The 18,734-nt window shown below is 71.7% G+C and carries 17 protein-coding genes; 15 read left to right on the forward strand and 2 right to left on the reverse strand.

Annotated elements, in window-relative coordinates; all coding sequences use genetic code 11:
- Window positions 1-278 precede the first annotated feature (278 nt).
- From ACGFN2_RS04000 to ACGFN2_RS04060, 13 genes are all read left to right on the forward strand, one after another.
- The gene (locus ACGFN2_RS04000) at window positions 279-3,125 is read left to right on the forward strand and encodes a BTAD domain-containing putative transcriptional regulator (protein WP_393357321.1); all 2,847 of its coding nucleotides are present in this window, start codon (window positions 279-281) and stop codon (window positions 3,123-3,125) included.
- Between the two features lie 159 nt (window positions 3,126-3,284).
- A complete protein-coding gene (locus ACGFN2_RS04005) occupies window positions 3,285-4,466 on the forward strand; it encodes a cytochrome P450 (protein WP_362602983.1) in 1,182 nt (393 codons plus the stop codon).
- Between the two features lie 113 nt (window positions 4,467-4,579).
- Window positions 4,580-6,124, forward strand: coding sequence for a tryptophan halogenase family protein (locus ACGFN2_RS04010; RefSeq protein ID WP_393357323.1), 1,545 nt, complete (start codon window positions 4,580-4,582; stop codon window positions 6,122-6,124).
- Between the two features lie 146 nt (window positions 6,125-6,270).
- Window positions 6,271-6,849, forward strand: coding sequence for a flavin reductase family protein (locus ACGFN2_RS04015; protein WP_393357325.1), 579 nt, complete (start codon window positions 6,271-6,273; stop codon window positions 6,847-6,849).
- Window positions 6,843-8,222 carry a cation:proton antiporter gene (locus tag ACGFN2_RS04020; RefSeq protein ID WP_393357327.1) on the forward strand — a complete coding sequence of 460 codons (1,380 nt, stop codon included), beginning with the start codon at window positions 6,843-6,845 and terminating at the stop codon, window positions 8,220-8,222. Before ACGFN2_RS04015 ends, ACGFN2_RS04020 begins: the two co-directional genes overlap by 7 nt.
- 162 nt (window positions 8,223-8,384) lie before the next feature.
- The gene (locus ACGFN2_RS04025) at window positions 8,385-10,889 is read left to right on the forward strand and encodes an amino acid adenylation domain-containing protein (protein ID WP_393357329.1); all 2,505 of its coding nucleotides are present in this window, start codon (window positions 8,385-8,387) and stop codon (window positions 10,887-10,889) included.
- Window positions 10,873-11,868 (forward strand): TauD/TfdA family dioxygenase, encoded by a 996-nt coding sequence (locus ACGFN2_RS04030; protein WP_393357331.1) that lies wholly within the window; start codon window positions 10,873-10,875, stop codon window positions 11,866-11,868. The genes ACGFN2_RS04025 and ACGFN2_RS04030 overlap by 17 nt, the downstream gene beginning before the upstream one ends.
- A gap of 64 nt (window positions 11,869-11,932) precedes the next feature.
- Window positions 11,933-12,970, forward strand: a complete 1,038-nt coding sequence (gene sbnB, locus ACGFN2_RS04035) for a 2,3-diaminopropionate biosynthesis protein SbnB (RefSeq protein WP_362603001.1) — start codon at window positions 11,933-11,935, stop codon at window positions 12,968-12,970.
- A gap of 12 nt (window positions 12,971-12,982) precedes the next feature.
- The gene (gene sbnA / locus ACGFN2_RS04040) at window positions 12,983-13,978 is read left to right on the forward strand and encodes a 2,3-diaminopropionate biosynthesis protein SbnA (protein WP_393357333.1); all 996 of its coding nucleotides are present in this window, start codon (window positions 12,983-12,985) and stop codon (window positions 13,976-13,978) included.
- Window positions 13,975-14,211 carry an MbtH family protein gene (locus ACGFN2_RS04045; RefSeq protein WP_393357335.1) on the forward strand — a complete coding sequence of 79 codons (237 nt, stop codon included), beginning with the start codon at window positions 13,975-13,977 and terminating at the stop codon, window positions 14,209-14,211. The genes sbnA and ACGFN2_RS04045 overlap by 4 nt, the downstream gene beginning before the upstream one ends.
- Window positions 14,211-15,194 (forward strand): TauD/TfdA family dioxygenase, encoded by a 984-nt coding sequence (locus ACGFN2_RS04050; protein WP_393357337.1) that lies wholly within the window; start codon window positions 14,211-14,213, stop codon window positions 15,192-15,194. The genes ACGFN2_RS04045 and ACGFN2_RS04050 overlap by 1 nt, the downstream gene beginning before the upstream one ends.
- 36 nt (window positions 15,195-15,230) lie before the next feature.
- Window positions 15,231-16,199 carry an ATP-binding cassette domain-containing protein gene (locus ACGFN2_RS04055; RefSeq protein WP_393357339.1) on the forward strand — a complete coding sequence of 323 codons (969 nt, stop codon included), beginning with the start codon at window positions 15,231-15,233 and terminating at the stop codon, window positions 16,197-16,199.
- A complete protein-coding gene (locus tag ACGFN2_RS04060) occupies window positions 16,196-16,954 on the forward strand; it encodes an ABC transporter permease (RefSeq protein WP_362603016.1) in 759 nt (252 codons plus the stop codon). Before ACGFN2_RS04055 ends, ACGFN2_RS04060 begins: the two co-directional genes overlap by 4 nt.
- Window positions 16,955-17,012: 58 nt before the next feature.
- Here ACGFN2_RS04060 and ACGFN2_RS04065 read toward each other — a convergent pair whose 3' ends face one another.
- A complete protein-coding gene (locus ACGFN2_RS04065; protein WP_362603019.1) occupies window positions 17,013-17,189 on the reverse strand; it encodes a hypothetical protein in 177 nt (58 codons plus the stop codon).
- 150 nt (window positions 17,190-17,339) lie between these two features.
- Window positions 17,340-17,525 carry a hypothetical protein gene (locus tag ACGFN2_RS04070; protein ID WP_362603021.1) on the reverse strand — a complete coding sequence of 62 codons (186 nt, stop codon included), beginning with the start codon at window positions 17,523-17,525 and terminating at the stop codon, window positions 17,340-17,342.
- Between the two features lie 106 nt (window positions 17,526-17,631).
- On the opposite strand from ACGFN2_RS04070, the gene ACGFN2_RS04075 reads away from it, so the two are divergent.
- Both ACGFN2_RS04075 and ACGFN2_RS04080 read left to right on the forward strand, forming a co-directional pair.
- Window positions 17,632-18,468 carry a Scr1 family TA system antitoxin-like transcriptional regulator gene (locus ACGFN2_RS04075; RefSeq protein WP_393357342.1) on the forward strand — a complete coding sequence of 279 codons (837 nt, stop codon included), beginning with the start codon at window positions 17,632-17,634 and terminating at the stop codon, window positions 18,466-18,468.
- Window positions 18,465-18,668 carry a DUF397 domain-containing protein gene (locus ACGFN2_RS04080; protein ID WP_393357344.1) on the forward strand — a complete coding sequence of 68 codons (204 nt, stop codon included), beginning with the start codon at window positions 18,465-18,467 and terminating at the stop codon, window positions 18,666-18,668. Before ACGFN2_RS04075 ends, ACGFN2_RS04080 begins: the two co-directional genes overlap by 4 nt.
- Window positions 18,669-18,734: the final 66 nt, after the last annotated feature.

The following is an 18,734-nucleotide window of genomic DNA, read 5'->3' on the forward strand; positions in this document are numbered from 1 at the left end:
GGCGACAAAAGTCACCGTGCGAAAGCCCGCAAAAGTGGTGGAGTAGACCTCTGCCCCCGGCCTCCGCAGGAGCCACCCTCAGTGATCGCGTTACGATCCCTATAGTGGCTGGATCACGGGCCTGTGGGTCGTGCTACACGGGGGGTAACACAGCCATGCCAGAAGACCGTTCCACGCCTCGCGCAATCACCTACTCCGTCCTCCGGCCGCTCCTGGTGATCACCGACGGTGGCCGGATCGTAGGGGTTCACGGCCCCCGGCAGCGCACGATTCTGACCATGCTCATCCTGGCGTGGGGGCGTGTCGTGTCGGTCGACAGCCTGGTCGACGCGGTATGGGGCGACGAACCTCCGGCCACGGCCCGTACCCAGGTGGCCATCTGCATCGGTGCGCTGCGCAAGTCCTTCAAACAGGCGGGCGTCGAGGGCGACGTCATTCTGACCACCCACCCCGGATACCGCCTGGAGACCGGCGGGAGCGACCTGGACGCCCTGCGGTTCACCTCGCTCGTCGCCGAGGCCGCCGCGCACGTCAAGCAGGGCCGCCACGAACAGGGCCGCGCCCTGTACCGGCAGGCGCTCGACCTGTGGAAGGGGCCCGCGCTGGCGGGGGTGACGGGGCGTCCGGTGGAGGACGAGGCGACCCGGCTCGACGAGCGGCGCTACGCGGCCTACGAGGCCTGGTCCGAGGTGGAACTGGCCCTGGGCCACCACCAGGACATCATCTCCGAGCTGACCTCGATCGCGAACAGCTCCCCCCTGCACGAGCAGCTCCGGTACAACCTCATGCTCGCCCAGTACCGCACCGGACTCCGGGCCGAGGCCACCGAGGGATTCCGGATGTGGCGCCGCAACTTCGTCGACGAACTGGGTCTCGAACCGAGCGTGGCCATAAAGGAATTGCACGCCTCCATTCTTCAGGACGACCCCGGTCTCACCCTTCCGGTGCAAGTCAAACCGCTGGTGGTGCCCGCCCAACTCCCCCCGGACGTGGACCTTTTCCAGGGCCGGGAGACGGAACTCGGGAAACTCGACCGGCTGCTCGGGGAGAAATCCCCGCGGATGGGTCTCATCACCGGAGTGGCCGGCGTCGGGAAGACCGGTCTCATCGTGCACTGGGCCCATAAGGTCGCCGGGGAATTCCCGGACGGCCAGCTGTACGCCGATCTGGCGCAGTACGACGGCCGGGAGCCGGGCTTTGTCGCGGGCGCCCTGCTGGGGCGTTTTCTGCGGGCGCTCGGGGTGCCCGGCGACCAGATACCCTCCGACGCCGCCGAACTCGCCTCGCTCTACCGCAGTGTGCTCGCCGACCGGAAGTCGCTCATCGTCCTCGACAACGTTCGCACGATGCACCAGATCACACCGCTGCTGCCGGGCACCGGCCGCAGCTGTGTCCTCGCGGCGAGCCGGGAACAGCTCGCCGCCGACTCCGGCACGGTGCGGGTCGACCTGGGGCTGATGGCCGCGCACGAGTCCCAGACCCTGATCACCAAGATCGCCGGCGAGGGCCGGGCCACCTCGGAGAAGGCCGCGGTCAACGAGCTGTGCCGGCTGTGCGACGGGCTGCCGCTCGCGCTGCGGATCGCGGCGGCCCGCCTGGTCGCCAAGCAGCACTGGTCCGTCCAGCACCTGGTGGACCGGCTGCGCGACGAGCACCGCAGGCTCGACGAACTCAGCACCGGCGGCCTGGAGGTGCGCGCCAGCTTCGCCCTGAGCTACCGCGGCCTGCCCGAGCAGGCGGCCCGGATGTACCGGCTGCTGGGGCTGCTCGACGTACCGGACTTCCCGGCGTGGGTGGGCGGCGCGCTGCTCGACGTCTCGCCGGCCGAGGCCGAGGACATGATCGAGCGGCTGGTGGACGCCCATCTGCTCGCCCCGGTCGGCAGCGACGCCACCGGCACCATGCGCTACCGCTTCCACGACCTGCTGCGGCTGTACGCCCGGGAGCGGGCCGAGTCCGACGAGTCCGAGGACGGGCGCCGCGGCGCGCTGCACCGGGTGTTGCGCACCTATCTCACGCTGGCGGAGCGCGGCCACATCCGGGAGTACGGCGGCGACTTCGCGATCATCCACGGGTCGACACCGCGCCGGCACCTCGACGCCCCGCTCGTCGGCCGGCTGCTGCGCTCGCCGCTCGACTGGTTCGAGGCGGAGCGCCCGTCGCTGGTGGCCTCGATCCTCCAGGCCTGCGCGCTCGGGATGGAGGAGCCGGCCTGGGACCTGGTGATGTCGAGTGTGGTCCTCTTCGAGACCCGTAACTACTACGACGACTGGCGCACCGTCAGCGAGCGGGCGCTGGAGGCGAACCGGAACGCGGGGAACGTCCGCGGCGAGGCGGCGATGTGCTACGAACTCGCCTCCGTGGAGATGTTCCAGCAGCGCTTCGACACCGCCATGCCGCTCTTCACCCGGGCCTTCCAGCTCTTCGACAGCGTGCGGGAGGTGCACGGCCGCGCGCTGACCCTGCGGAACATGGCGATCACCGACCGGGTGCAGGGCGGCCTGCGCTCCGCGATGAGCCGGCTGGACGAGGCCCGCAACACCTTCCGGGTGGTGGGCGACGCGTCCGCCGAGGCGCACACCCTGAACCAGATGTCCCAGATCGAGCTGGAGTGGGGGAACCCGGACGCCGCGGTCCGGCTGTCCCTGGAGGCCGTGCGGATCGCCACCGCGCTCGGGGAGACCCGCGGGGCCGCCCAGGCGCTCAACCGGCTGGCCGCCGCCTATGTGAAGCAGCACCGCTTCGACGCCGCCAAGCAGTCGTACGACGGGGTGCTGCGGATCGTGCGCAGCAAGGGCGACACCCGGGGTGAGGCGTACGCACTGATGGGCATCGGGGAGACGCTGGTGGCCTCGGGCCAGTGCGTCGAGGCCGAGCGCATCCTGACCGACGCGCTGGAGATCGCGGAGCGGGTCGACGACCTCTTCCTGCTGGCCAAGGTCCATCTGGCGCTGGGCAGTTGCAGTCAGCTGCTGAACCAGCTCAGCCGGGCGAGCCAGCATCTGCTGATCGCGCGCAACACCTTCCACGAGATCGGCTCCGTGTGGGGGGAGCTGCAGGCGAGCGCGGACATCAGCCGGCTGTCGGCGGAGGAGTGCCAGGGCCGGCCGCTCCCGGGGCGCTGACGGGCGGGACGGCGCGGCGGCCGGGCGGGACGGCGGCGGCCGGGCAGGGCGGTGGTGGGCGCCGGGGCGGAGAGTGGGCGCCGGGGCGATAACGCACGGAAAACGGGGCCGCATAGCGTCCGCCGTCATGCGAGCCGGCCACCACCGACAGAGGTTTTGATGACTGTGCGCGACGAGATCGCCGTCCCGGACGCCGACGGCGGCGACGAGCTGTTCGACTGGCTCCGCGGGATGCGGTCCGGCCACCCCGTGTGGCAGGAGGGGGACGGGCCCTACCACGTCTTCCGCTACGAGGACGTGCAGCAGGTCATCTCCGACCCGAAGACGTTCTCCAACGACTCCAGCCGGGTCATGCCGCATCTGAAGCCGCTGACCGAGGGCCACATCAACGCGATGGACCCGCCGGACCACGGCAAGCTGCGCCGGCTGGTCAACCAGGCCTTCACCCCGAAGACGGTGGCCGGGCTCGAACCCCGCATCGCGGCCGTGACGCAGGAGCTGCTGGCCGGGGTCGACGCGGAGCGGTTCGACCTGGTGGACGTGCTGACGTATCCGCTGCCGGTGATCGTCATCAGTGAGCTGCTGGGGGTGCCCGCCTCGGACCGCGACCTGTTCCGGGTGTGGGCGGACCGGTTCATCGCGCTGGGCGACCGGCCGATCCCGCCGGAGGACTTCGTCGCCACATTCCAGGCCGCGACCCGGGAGATGGACGCTTACCTGCTGGGCCACTGCCGAAGGCGCCGGACGGACCCGGAGGACGACCTGATCAGCCGGCTGGCCACCGCCGAGATCGACGGGGAGCGGCTGACCGACGACGAGGTCGTGAAATTCACCGGAATCCTCTTCCTGACCGGTCATCTCACCACGACGCTGCTGATCGGGAATGCCATGCAGTGTCTCGACAGCCATCCGGACGCGTATGCGGAACTCCGTGCCGACCGTTCGCTGATTCCGTCCGCCATTGAGGAAGTGCTGCGCTTCCGCTCGCCTTTCACCACGGTCAGCCGGGTCACCGTGACCGATGTCGAAGTGGGTGGCCATCTCATTCCGGCGGACCGGATGGTGACCCCGTGGGTGATTTCGGCGAATCATGACGAGGCGCAGTTCCCGGACGCGCACCGCTTCGACATCCGGCGCACGCCCAACCGGCACGTCGCCTTCGGCCGCGGCGGGCACTTCTGTGTGGGCGCGCCGCTGGCCCGGCTGGAGGCGGAGGTGGCGCTCAACGCCCTGCTGGACACCTTCCGTGAACTGCGCGTCGACCACGGCCCCGAGGTCGCCTATCACGCCCGTGGAATGTACGGCGCCAAGAATCTTCCGATGACGGCCCGGCGGCACTGATATAGATCGCCCGCCTCCCGATAACGAAGTAAAAAACCCGCTGTCTAACTTCTCTGCGTGAATCAGCCCATCCGCCCTTCCCAGGCCCGTTCACGAACAACAGGAGTCACAGCGTGATTAATTCAGTGGTCATTGTCGGCGGCGGCACTGCGGGATGGATGAGCGCCTCGTACCTCAAGGCGGCCTACGGTGACCGCATCAATGTCACTCTGGTGGAATCCGACCGCGTCGCGACCATCGGTGTCGGCGAGGCGACGTTCAGCACGGTCCGGCATTTCTTCGACTACCTCGGCCTGGACGAGCGCGAGTGGATGCCGGAGTGCTCCGGCTCGTACAAGCTGGGCATCCGGTTCGAGAACTGGCGCCGGCCGGGGCACCACTTCTACCACCCCTTCGAGCGGCTGCGGACGTCCGACGGCTACACCCTGGCCGACTGGTGGCTCCAGGAGGGCGACCGCAGCGAGCCGTTCGACCGGTCCTGCTTCATCACCCCGGCGCTGTGCGAGGCCAAGCGCTCGCCGCGGCTGCTGGACGGCTCGCTGTTCGCGGGCGGGCTGGACGGTTCGCTGGGCCGTTCCACGCTGGAGGAGCAGCGGGCCCAGTTCCCGTACGCGTACCACTTCGACGCGGCGCTGCTGGCGAAGTTCCTGGCCAAGTACGGCACCGACCGGGGCGTCCGGCATGTCGTCGACGACGTGACCGAGGTGGGCCGCGACGAGCGCGGCTGGATCAGCCATGTCGCCACCCGTGAGCACGGTGACCTCACCGGTGACCTGTTCATCGACTGCACCGGCTTCAAGGGCATGCTGATCAACGAGACCCTGGAGGAGCCCTTCGAGTCCTTCCAGGACGTGCTGCCGAACAACCGCGCCGTCGCGCTGCGCGTCCCGCAGGCCGACCAGGCCACCACCGGGATGAACCCGTACACCACCGCGACCGCGATGGACGCGGGCTGGATCTGGAACATCCCGCTGTTCGGGCGGAACGGCAACGGCTATGTGTACTCCGACGAGTTCTGCAGCCCGGAGGAGGCGGAGCGCACCCTGCGCAACCACGTCGCGCCCGGCCAGGACGACCTGGAGGCCAACCACATCCGGATGCGCATCGGGCGCAACCGCCGCTCGTGGGTCAACAACTGCGTGGCCATCGGCCTGTCCAGCGCCTTCGTGGAGCCGCTGGAGTCCACCGGCATCTTCTTCATCCAGCACGGCATCGAGCAGCTGGTGAAGAACTTCCCGGACGAGCGCTGGGACCCGGCGCTGGCCGACGACTACAACCACCGGGTCGCCGAGGTCCTGGACGGGGTCAAGGAGTTCCTGGTGCTGCACTACAAGGCGGCGCAGCGCGAGGACACCCCGTACTGGAAGGAGGCCAAGACCCGCGCGCTGCCCGACGGGCTCGCCGAGCGCCTCGCGATCGGCTCCTCGCACCTGCTCGACGAGCGCACCATCTACCAGCCTTACCACGGCTTCGAGCAGTACTCGTGGATCACGATGATGCTGGGTCTCGGTCACGAGCCGGAGCGGCCGCGCCCCTCGCTCGCGCACATCGATCCCACGAACGCCCGCGCCGAGCTGGCGCGGCTCCGGGCGGACGCGGACGAGCTGGTCGCCGCGCTGCCCAGCTGCTACGAGTACATCGCCTCCCTCAACAGCTGAGCCCCCGGGCTCACTTCCGCTGCCGACGCCCCTACCCCCATCCCCCGGCGGGTACGGGCGTCGGCGCTTCACCCGCCCGTGCGGCCGGGAGTCGGGGGGCGGGTCCCCGCGACGGCCCCGGCGCACCAACCGGAGGACGACCTCACATGGCTAGCCTTCCCCCGCCCCCGTCCGCGCCGGACACGGCCACCCGCCCGGTGCCGGCCGACGCCTTCCGCTCGCTGATGGGGGCCTTCCCCACCGGCGTCGCCGTGATCACCACGTACGGGACGGACGACCGGCCGCGCGGGCTGACGTGCAGTTCGCTGGCGAGCGTGACCACCGCGCCGCCGACCCTCTCGGTGTGGCTGACCACCCGCGGGGAGACCCTGCAGGCGCTGCGCGCGTACGGCGCCTTCGCGGTGAACCTGCTGCACGAGCGGGGGCAGCGGGCCGCTGAGGTGTTCGCGCACCCGGTCGCGGACCGCTTCGCCCGGGTGGGCTGGCGGCGCGCCCCGGACGCCGGGCTGCCCTGGCTGGCCGACGACGCCTTCGCGGTCGCCGAGTGCCGGGTGACGCAGCTGGTCGAGGTGAGCGACCACACCCTCGTGCTGGGCGCGGTCACCGGCGTCACCCAGGAGGCCGGGACGCCGCTGCTGTACGGGGCCCGGCGGTTCGCCTCCTGGCCGGGCGGCGGGGTCCCCGCCCCGCCGCTCGCCCTCGACACCCCCCTGACGTCATGCTGAAGGTGACCGCGGGCGTCGTCCTGCTGCTGGCGGCCGTGGGGCTGTGGTGGGGGCGGCTGGGCTCCGGGGGCCCGTCGGCCGAGGTCGACACGACGGCGCGGTTCCTGCTCGCCGTCATGGTGATCATTCTGCTCAGTCATCTGCTGGGCGCCCTGCTGGGCCGGCTCGGCCAGCCGCTGGTGATCGGTGAGATCCTCGGCGGGCTGCTGCTCGGCCCCTCGCTGCTGGGCTGGGTGTGGCCGTCCGGGCAGGCCTGGCTGCTCTCCGCCGATGTCGTCTCCGCCCTCAACACGGTGGCCCAGCTGGGGCTGATCGTCTTCATGTTCCTGCTCGGCTGCGAGCTGCGGCTGGAGAACCCCAGGAAGGCGTTCGGGACGGTCGGGGTGAGCGTGCTCGGCGCGATGGGGCTGCCCTTCGTGGCCGGGCTGGGGCTCGCGGCGGCGGTCCCCGGCATGCTGCGCGGCTCGGCGCCGCACGACCTCGGCTACCTGTGCTTCTTCGGGCTGGCGCTGTCGGTGACCGCGCTGCCGGTCCTCGCCCGCATCCTGACCGACCTGCGGCTGGACCGCACCCCCGTCGGCCAGTTCGCGCTGGCCAGTGCGGCGGTGGGCGACGGGATCGCCTGGCTCGCGCTGACCGTCATCCTCGCGGCGACCGGGTCCGGCGACGCCATGGGGATGGGCAGCACCATCGCACTGGTGGTAGCCCTGGTGGTGTTCACCGCGCTGGTGGTGCGTCCGCTGCTGGCGACCGCCGTGCGGCGGGCCGAGGAACGGCCCGGCACGGGCACCCTGCTGCCCCTGCTGCTGGTCGGCGCCATCAGCTACGCCGTGGTGACGCATCTGCTGGGGCTGCACGCGGTCATCGGGGCGTTCCTGTTCGGTACGGCGATCCCGCGGGACGCCACGGTCACCGACCGGATGAACCAGCAGCTGCAGGGCTTCACCCTGACCGTGCTGCTGCCGCTGTTCTTCGCCGGGGTGGGGCTCAATGTCTCGGTCGGGGCGCTGGGCCAGGACCCGTGGCACTGGCTGGTGCTCGCCGGGGTCGTCGTCGTGGCCACCGTGACCAAGCTCGTCGGTGCGGGCGGCGCCGCCCGGCTGATGGGGCATCCGCCGGAGGAGGCCTGGCGGTTCGGCGCGCTGATGAACTGCCGTGGGGTCACCGAGCTGGTGGTCGCCGGCATCGGCTGGCAGCGCCAGCTGATCAGCACGACGGGCCTGACGGTGCTGGTCCTCATGGCGGTCGGCACCACCGCGATGACCGGCCCGCTGCTCAAGCTGCTGGGCACGAGGCCGCCGGGGCCCGTGCCCGGGGAGAGCGCGGGGGCCCCGGCGGCCCCGCGGGGCGCGCCGGTGCGGGCGGATGTCTGAGCGGCCGGCTCCGGCCGCCGTACCGGCCCGTCCCCTACGGGGTATCGCCCCCGCTCTCCGGTGCGATATCTGGCCAATAAGCCACCGGCCTAGTTTTTCGTTCGCTCATGGACGGCACCGCGTCATGACAACCGGCTCGATCCCAAAGGAGGTTGCGGTGTGATGACTGCGGACCGCGCATTCCGGCAACGAGTTCCCGGCGGCGGATTCACCCCCCTGCCCCGGTGGTCGAGGACTCCGGCGGACCTCCCCGCCGTACACCGCACCGCGCTTCCCGGCGCCACCGCCGGGGAACTCCTGCGCCGGTCCGAAGGGCTGGGCCTGTCCCCGGACATCCTGCTGCTGGCCGCCCAGGTCCGTGTCCTGGCGGCGGTGACGGGCGACTCCTCCGTGGTGACCGGATACCTGGCCGGGGACGGGGCGGCGAACGGCCCGTTGCCGCTCTGGGTCCCGCTGCCGGACGGCTCGTGGGCGGACCTCGTCACCGAGGTCGCCCGGCGCGCGGACGAGGTCCGGGCGCACACGGGGGCGGACCTCGACGCGCCGCGGGACGGGACCGGCCGGACGGCGCCGCTGTTCGACACCGTCCTGGTCGCCGGGCGGGCGGCCGGTCCCGAGGACCTGACGGACGGCACGGTGCTCGCCGCCGGCCTCGCCCGGACCGGCGACCGCCTCGACCTGGTGATCGGCCACCGCAGGGACGCCGTGGACGAGGAGCAGGCCGCCCGGTTCGCGGGCTATCTGCTCGCCGCGCTGGACGAGCTGGCCGGGCGGCCCGGCGCTGACCACCAGGAGTGGAGCCCGGTGTCGGAGCGGGAGGCGGCGCGGCAGCTGACCGAGTTCGCCGGCCCGCACCGGGAGCTGCCCGACCGCCGGGTGCACGAACTCTTCGAGGAGCAGGTCCGGTTGCGCCCGGACGACGTCGCCGCCGTCCACGGCAGCGAGTCCTGGACCTACCGGGAGCTGAACGAGCGCGCCAACCGCGTCGCCCACGCGCTGCGCGGCGGCGGCCTGCGCGACGAGGACGCCGTCGCGGTGGTCACCGAACGCACCCTGGGGTGGCTGGCCGCCGTACTGGCGGTGCTGAAGGCCGGCGGTGTCTATCTGCCGGTGGAGCCGCACTTCCCGGCCGACCGGATCACCGGGATGCTGGAGCGCGCCGACTGCCGCCGGGTGCTGACCGAACGCGACGCCTCCCCCGGCCTGGCCGAGGCACTGGCCGGGCTGCCCGGCGTCCGCACGGAGCAGCTGGACGCCCTGCTCGCCGGGGACCACCCGGTCACCGACCCCGGGGTGCCGGTGGCCGCCGGGCAGAGCGCCTACCTCTACTTCACCTCCGGTTCGACCGGTGCGCCCAAGGGCGCGGTGTGCGAGCACGCGGGCTTCCTCAACCATCTGCTCGCCAAGATCGACGACTTGGAGATCACCGAGGGCACCGTGGTCGCGCAGACCGCGCCGCAGTGCTTCGACATCTCGCTCTGGCAGCTGGTCGCCGCCCTCGCCGTCGGCGGCCGCACGCTGCTCATCGGGCAGCCGGACATCCTCGACACCGCGCGCTTCCTCGACACCCTCGAAGGCGGCGGGGTCGAGGTCCTCCAGGCCGTGCCCTCCTACCTCGAAGTGGTGCTGACGGAGCTGGAGCGCGGCCCCCGCGCGCTGCCCCGGCTGCGCCATGTCTCGGCGACCGGTGAGGCGCTCAAGAAGGAGCTGGTGGAGCGCTGGTTCGCCACGTTCCCCGGGGTCGCGCTGGTCAACGCGTACGGCCTGACGGAGACCTCGGACGACACCAACCACGAGGTGATGCGCCGGGTGCCGGAGCAGGCCTCGGTGCCGCTGGGCCGGCCGGTCGCCAACGTCCGTATCCATGTGGTCGACGAGCGGCTCCGCCCGGTGCCGCTGGGCTCGCCGGGGGAGATCCTGTTCTCCGGTGTCTGCGTCGGGCGGGGCTACGTCAACGACCCGGAGCGCACGAAGGCCGCGTTCCTGCCCGATCCGCTGCTGCCCGGTGAACGGGCCTACCGCTCGGGCGACTTCGGCCGGTGGCTGCCGGACGGGCGGCTGGAGTTCCTCGGCCGCCGGGACGCCCAGGTCAAGATCCGCGGCTTCCGGATCGAGATCGGCGAGGTGGAGAACCAGCTGCTCCGGGTGGACGGGGTGCGCGACAGCGCGGTCGTCGTCACCGGCGAGGGCGAGGGCCGGCAGCTGGTCGCCTTCCACAGCGGCGCCGAACTCTCCGGCGAACGGCTGACGGAGGCGCTCGGCGCGACGCTGCCCGGCTACATGGTCCCCGCCCGGTTCCGCCGGCTCGACGCCCTGCCGCTCACCGCCAACGGCAAGATCGACCGCAAGGCGCTGACCCGGCTCGCCGGGCAGGAGGAGCCCGCGGGCGACGGCGTAGACCTGCGCACCGGCACCGAGCAGCGGCTCGCCGAACTCTGGTGCCGGGTCCTCAAGGTCCCGGCCGGCCGGATCGGCCGCACCTCCCACTTCTTCGACAGCGGCGGGACCTCGCTGTCCCTGCTGCGGCTGGCGATCGCGCTGGACCGTGTGGTGACGCCCGCCGAACTCCAGCAGAACCCGGTTCTCGCGGACTGCGCGGCGTTGCTCGACCGCCGGGCCGCCGAGGCCCCGCAACCAGGAAGGCAGCCAGTTGACAGCCACGTGTGACGGCCCGGCCGTCCCCGAAACCCTCGGCGAGGGCGTCGAGTTGCTCCTCTCCGAGGGCCGCACCCCGGTCCTGCGGGTGCCCGGTCCCGGCCTGCCCGGCGAGACCGTGCGCGCCCTGCTCGCCCGGCACGGCGCCCTGCTCGTCCGGGGCCTGGGGCTGGCGGCACCCGCCGACCTCGGCCGGGCCGCGCGGGAGCTGGGGGTGGTGCCGATGGCCGAGCGGGAGGGCTTCACCGGCCGGACCGACTTCGGCGACGGCGTGTACGGCGCCTCGGAGTGGCCGGCCGACGAGCCGATGTGCATGCACCACGAGCGCAGCTACGGCGACGAGGTGCCCGGCACCGCCCTGTTCGGCTGCCTGACGGCGCCCCGCTCCGGCGGCGCGACCGCCGTGGCCGACGCCCGGACGGTGCTGGCGGCGCTGCCCGCCGGCCTCGTGGAGCGCTTCGCCCGCGACGGCTGGCGGCTGGCCCGCACCTACCGTGACATCGGCGTGAGCTGGGCCGAGTCCTTCGGCACGGACGACGCCGGGCAGGTCGACGCGTACTGCCGGGCGCACGCCCTGGACCACGAGTGGCTGCCGGACGGCGCGCTGCGCACCGTCCAGCACCGGGCGGCGGTGGTGCGCCACCCCGTCACCGGCGAGCGGCTGTGGTTCAACCAGATCGCCTTCCTCAACGAACTGACCATGGACCCGGCGGTGCGCGAGTACCTGGTGTCGCTGTACGGGCCCGGCTCCCTGCCGTTCACCACCTTCCACGGCGACGGCGAGCCGGTCCCCGCGGAGACCGTCGAGACCATCAACGCGGCGTACACGGCGGCGACCGTGCGGGAGCCATGGCAGGCGGGCGACCTGCTGGTGGTCGACAACCTGCGGACGGCGCACAGCCGCGAGGCCTATGAGGGCGACCGCGAGATCGTGGCGCTCTTCGGCGACCCGGTGCGCCTCGACGGACACGTGCCGCCCGCCGCCGGCTGACCGTCCTGGCCGGTCGGCGACAGCCACCGCTCCCCTCCTCCTCTACGGTTCCACGGAGCTCTTCATGCCCCAGCAGCACGCCGCGCCTTCGTTCTCCGTCATCTCCGGAGCGCAGGTGCACCAGGTCCTCGACGCGCACCACCAGGGCGTCGTCGACCTGATCGAGACGGCCTACCGGCTGCACGGCGGAGGCGAGACGGTGAACCCGCCGTCGTACTTCCTCCGCTTCCCCGACCGCCCGTCCTCCCGGATCATCGCGCTGCCCGCCTCGATCGGCGGCGAGCTGCCCACCGACGGCCTGAAGTGGATCTCCAGCTTCCCGGAGAACGTCGAGGCGGGCCTCCCGCGCGCCTCGGCGGTGCTGATCCTCAACGACCACGACACCGGCTACCCGCTGGCCTGTCTGGAGAGTTCCATCATCAGCGCCGCGCGCACCGCGGCCTCCGCGGCGCTCGCCGCCGACCGGATCAGCGCCGCGCGCGGCACCCGCCCGGCCCGGATCGGGTTCTTCGGCACCGGGCTGATCGCCCGCTACGTCCACACCTATCTGGCGCGCACCGGCTGGGAGTTCGACGAGGTCGGGGTGCACGACCTGTCGGCGGCGCACGCGGACGGCTTCGCCGACTACCTGCGCCGGTCCGGCGGGTCCGGCACGGTCACCGTGCACGAGAGCGCCGAGGAGCTGATCCGCTCCTGCGACCTGGTGGTCTTCGCCACCGTCGCGGGCACCCCGCACGTCACCGAGCCCGGCTGGTTCGCGCACCATCCGCTGGTGCTGCATGTCTCGCTGCGCGATCTGTCGCCCGAGGTGGTGCTCGGCGCGGCCAACTTCGTGGACGACGTGGAGCACTGCCTGAAGGCCGACACCTCGGTGCACCTGGCGGAACAGCGGGTGGGCCACCGGGACTTCCTCGACGGCACCCTCCACGACGTCCTCACGGGGGCGGTGCGGCCGCCGGCCGACCGGACGGTGGTCTTCTCCCCGTTCGGCCTGGGGGTGCTGGACCTGGCACTCGGCAGGCATGTCTATGAGTCCGTGAAGGAGTCCGGCGAGCTGCGGGTCGTCGACGATTTCTTCCACGAGATGCGCCGATACGGCTAGGGCGGAGGACCCGTGCCGACCATCTCGGCTCCACAGGAGTTCAACGAGGAAGACCTGTACGTCGATCTCGACGCCGTCCTCGGTATCCCGCTCCATCTCAAGTGCGAGGGCTTCAACTTCACCGGGTCGGTGAAGCAGAAGGCCGCGCGGGAGATGGTCGAGGCCGCGGAGGAGGCCGGGCGGCTGTCGCCCGGTTCCGTCCTGGTGGAGTCCTCGTCCGGGAACCTGGGCGTCGCGCTGAGCGTCATCGCGGCCAGCAAGGGCTACCGCTTCCTCTGCGTCACCGACTCCCGCTGCAACCTGGCCTCCAAGCGTCTGATGGAGGCGCTCGGCGCCACCGTCCACACCATCGCCGAGCCCGCTCCCGAGGGCGGCTTCCTCGGCGCGCGGATCGCCTACGTCCGCGCGCTGTGCGCGCGGGACCCGCGGTACGTCTGGCTCAACCAGTACGTCAACCCCGCCAACTGGCGGGCGCACTACCGGTACACGGCACCGGCCATCCACCGGAGCCATCCCCGGCTGGACGTCCTCTTCGTCGGGGCGGGGACCACCGGGACCCTGATGGGCTGCGCCCGCTGGTACAAGGAGCACCGGCCCGGGGTCCGCATCGTGGCCGTGGACAGCGTCGGCTCGGTCGCCTTCGGCCACCCGCCGGCGCCCCGGATGATCCCGGGCCTGGGGTCCGGGGTCCGCCCGCCGCTGCTGGACGAGGACTACGTCGACGACGTGGTGCTCGTCCCGGAGCCGGACACCGTGCGCATGTGCCACCGGCTGGCCGGGCGCGGCTTCCTGTTCGGCGGCTCCACCGGGACGGTCGTCAGCGGCGCCGACCGGTGGCTGGCGGAGCGCGGCAGACCGGCGGGGCTGTCCGCCGTCGCCGTCTCGCCCGACATGGGCGAGCGCTATCTCGACACCGTTTACCACACCAACTGGGTGCAGGGCGTCTACGGCGAGGACACCCTCGGGCCCGCGCACCCCAGCCCTGAGACGAGAGAGGCAATACGATGACCAATCCGTTCGAGGACACCGAGGGCCGCTACCTGGCCCTGGTCAACGACGAGGGCCAGTACTCCCTGTGGCCGGCGTTCGCCGAGGTCCCGGACGGCTGGCAGGCCGCCCTGCCGGAGACCGGCCGCGCCGAGGCGCTGGAGTTCATCGCCGCGCAGTGGACCGATATGCGTCCGCTGAGCCTGGTCCGCGCGATGGAGGGCTCCGCCGACGCCCCGAAGGCGGCCTCCTGATGACCGTGACACTCGACACCGGGGCGGCGGCGCGGGTCGCGTCGCTGACCCGGGAGGAGTCCGCGGAGGCGGAGGCGGCCGCCCGCCGGGTGCTGGCGTCCGGTGCGGACCGGGTGGACAGCGCCGAGTGGGTCGGTGCCGCGCGGGCCGGCTGGCCGGAACTGCCGCTCGGGCTGCGCCGCCCGCTGCACACCTTCCGCCGCGACTCCGGGCCCAGCGGGGTGCTGCTGCTGCGCGGGCTCCCGGTGGACGAGGCCGCGCTGCCCGACACCCCGTCCGGCGCCGGTTCCGTGCAGCGTGCGGGCTCGGTCTCGGCCGCGGTGCTGACGATGGTGGCCTGCGGGCTCGGCGACCCGGCGGCGTTCCGGCCGGAGAAGACCGGCGCCCTGGTGCAGGACGTGGTGCCGGTACCGGGGAAGGAGGCGTTCCAGGGGAACGCGGGCTCGGTCCTGCTGACCTTCCACAACGAGAACGCCTTCCATCCGCACCGCCCCGACTTCGTGATGCTGCTGTGCCTGCGCTCCGACCACGAGAAGGTCGCCGCGCTGCGCACCGCCGGCATCCGCGGGGCGATGCCGCTGCTGGACGAGGAGACCCGGGAGGCGCTGTCCGCCCCGGAGTTCGTCACCGCTCCGCCGCCGTCGTTCGGCGGCTCCGAGGGCGGCACCGCGCCGCACCCGGTGCTCTCCGGCGCGCCCGAGGACCCCGATCTGCGGGTCGACTTCGCCGCCACCCGGCCGGTCACCGACCGGGCGCGCCGGGCGCTGGACGAACTCGGGGAGGCCTTCGAGCGGACCGGGCAGAGCACCGTGCTCGCCCCGGGCGACCTGGCGATCGTCGACAACCGGGTCACCACCCACGGGCGCAGCGCCTTCCGGCCGCGCTACGACGGCCGCGACCGCTGGCTCCAGCGCACCTTCGTCCTCACCGATCTGCGCCGCTCCCGCGGCTCCCGGGCCGGAGACGGCTACGTCCTTGACTGACCCCCGTACCGCACTTCCCGAAAGGACCCGGAGCCGATGACCGCTGCCATCCGGATCGAGGATCTGACGAAGAACTTCGGCAGCACGGCGGCGGTCCGCGGCGTCAGCCTGGAGGTCCCGGCCGGCCGGGTCCTCGGGCTGCTGGGCCCCAACGGCGCCGGCAAGACCACGCTGGTGCGCATGGTCTCCACGCTCATCCGGCCGGACGGCGGGCGCATCCTGGTGCACGGGCACGATGTCGTGCGCGAGGCCGCCCGGGTGCGCCCGCTGATCGGGCTCACCGGCCAGTACGCCTCGGTGGACGAGGACATCTCGGGCTGGGAGAACCTCTACCTGATCGCCCGGCTGTTCAACCTGCGCGGCCGCAGGGCCCGGGCCCGCGCCGACGAGATGCTGGAGCGGTTCAGCCTGACCGAGGCCGGCAAGCGGCCGGTGGGCGGCTACTCGGGCGGTATGCGCCGACGCCTCGACCTGGCGGCCAGCCTCACCGGCGACCCCCGCGTCCTGGTCCTCGACGAGCCGACCACGGGCCTCGACCCGCACAGCCGCAACAGCCTCTGGGCGGAGGTGAACCGGCTCGCCGAGCAGGGCACCACCGTGCTCCTCACCACCCAGTACATGGAGGAGGCGGAAGCGCTCGCGGACTCCCTGGTGGTGATCGACAGCGGCCGGGTCATCGCCGCCGGCTCCACCGCCGAACTCCGCTCGCGCCTGGGCGGTCAGACGCTGCACATCCGGCCCGAGCACCCCGGCGATCTCCCCCGTGTCCACCAGGTCCTGATGGCCGCGGGCCACACCGCGGCCACCGTCGTCGCGGACGAGGGGCACCTCCGGCTGCCGCTGACCGGCGGGGGCGGACAGCTCACCGCGGTGGTACGGGCCCTCGGCGAGGCCGATGTCCCGCTCGGCGCACTGCACACCCACATTCCGAGCCTTGACGAGGTCTTCCTCAAGCTCACCGGACCCGCGGCCGGGGCCCCCGTCGCCGCCAGGAGCGCGGCATGACTTCACTGGTACGTCACTCGCTGGCGCTCTCCCGCCGCAACCTGCGCAAGTCCCTCGCCAGTCCGGGCCAGGTGCTGGACACCGCCCTGATGCCGATCGTCCTCTCGGTCATCTTCATCTACGCCTTCGGCGGCGCGATCGCCGGAAACAGCGCGGACTACCGGCAGTACCTGATGCCGGGAATCATGGCCCTGAACCACACCATCGTCTCCCGCACCGCCGGCCTCGCCCTCAACACCGACTTCTCCTCCGGGGTGATGGACCGCTACCGCTCCATGCCCGTCGCCCGCTCCGCGGTCCTCATCGGCCGCGTCTCGGCGGACTCGGTACGGCTGCTGATCAGCCAGCTCGCGGTGTTCGCCTTCGCCCTGCTCATCGGCTTCCGCGCGGACAACGGCCTGTTGCCGACCGTCGCCGCCTTCGGTCTCCTCCTGCTGTACGGGATCGCCCTGTGCTGGGTGAACGCCTTCATCGGCCTGGCCGCCCGGAGCATCGACACGGTGCAGAGCGTGAGCACCCTCGCCATGCTGCCGCTCCAGTTCGGCAGTTCGGTCTTCGTCGCCCCGGACACCATGCCCGACTGGCTACGCGTCTTCGTCGAGCACAACCCCATGACCCTGGTCGTCGACGCCTCCCGCAACCTGATGATCGGCGGCCCGGTCGCGGCCTCCGCCCAGGGCGCCCTGCTGTGGATCGCCGGCCTGATCGCGGTGTTCCTGCCGCTGTCGGTGTGGAAGTACCGGGCGCGGACGTGAGTAGGGGCGGACGGGGAGTCGCCGGTCAGCGGCCGGCGGCGCCCCGCCCGCACAGGCGCTACTTGCCGTCCCCGCCCTGCGGCTGCGGCTCACGCGGGGCCTCCGGGGGCATTGGCCCGCCGTCGTGCTTGCCGCCGTCCGCCTCCATGTCCGCGGGGTGCCGGAACGGGAATCCGCGCCAGCCCTCGGCGTCAGGTGTCCGCGTCTCATAGGTCTCAACAGCCAAGGCGCTCATCCACCAGCCTCCCTTTCGCAAGGGGCCGTGCCGCCGTACCGTCGGGGGCATGACCCATAGGTCCGCAGAGGTTTTCCTCTGCGGTTGGTCACCCGTCCCGGCGCTCGCCTGTCCAGGGTTCGCACGCCGGGGCGGGAATCTCCGGGCCGCTCACCCCTCGTGCATGGGGTGGTTCCTGAGTTCGATGTTCAGGTCGACGACTTTGCTCTTGTCGCCCCGTGCCTCTGCCAACTGCCGCTCGTTTACCAGCGCCTGGCAGATATCGCACTCTGCTGCGGGCTTCGGGGCGGGCCGGGGTTCTCCGAGCTGTACGGGTGGGGTCAGACTTCCGGACATGACCACTCCTCTCCGTAGTGATTCCACTACCAGGAGTCCTCAGCGTGACCTACAGTCAGGGACCATTCAACGTGTCACTTGCGGACGGAAGGACAGTGAAGGCCTGGTGAATCGCAACGAGTTGAACCCGGAAGCCTCGCCCGAAGCGGCCTACGGAGCGCGTTTACGCAGCCTGCGAGAGGCGCGCGACTGGACTCAGGAGGAGCTGGCCGGTCGCTCGGAGTATTCCAGCGTGCATGTTTCGGCCGTCGAAAACGGTCGAAAACCTCCAACTCTCCGGTTCTCGCGTAGCGTGGACCAGGTCTTCGGCCTGGAGGGCACGTCGAACTCGTTCGAGCGCGAGTATCGGGAGATCAAGCACGGCAGCCTGCTGGAGGGGTTCCCGGAATACGTCAAGTACGAGGGCCGGGCCGCAGAGATTCGGCTGTACGAAATCGGGATCATCCCTGGGCTCCTACAGACACCGGAGTACGCCCGGGTACTGGCAGACAGCGCTCTACGGCGTGGGGTAATCGCACCCGATCAAGCAGTCGAGCGGGTCTCGTTCCTGGCTGAGCGGCAGGCCGCGCTAGAACGGCCTCGCCCTCCCATGATGCTGGTGGTGATGGACGAGAGCTGTATCCGTAGATGTGTCGGCGGACATGAGGTCATGGGGGCGCAGTTGGCGCGACTGGCCGAGTTCGCCGAGCTGCCGAACACCGTGCTCCAGATCGCGCCGTACGACATAGGGGAGCGCCGCACGTTCGACCTCCCGATGAACTTGCTGACGCTGTCGGACCTGTCCGTGATCGCGTACGCAGAGTCGCAGATGCGGGGACACCTGGAACGCGAAACGACATCCGTACTGCCTCTGTTGACGGCCTACCATCAATTGCAGGCCGAGGCGCTGTCGCAGGCGGCATCGATAGCAATGATCAACGAGGCACGAAAGGGAACCCCGTGACACCCACGACCGACTCCCCCCGCTGGTTCAAGTCCTCCTACAGCAACAACGGCGGTAACTGCATCGAGGTCGCCGACAACATCCCCGGCGCCGTCCCGGTCCGCGACAGCAAGGACCCCCACGGCCCGGCACTCACCTTCACCGCGAACGGCTGGTCGTCGTTCGTCGACGCCGTCAAGGGTGGGGAGTTCCCCGCCTGAACCCGCAGCAGACCCTGCGCAACCGGCCCTCGCCACACGGCGGGGGCCGTCGTCATGTCGGCAGCG

This window comes from Streptomyces sp. NPDC048612, from assembly GCF_043199295.1.
GTDB lineage: Bacteria > Actinomycetota > Actinomycetes > Streptomycetales > Streptomycetaceae > Streptomyces.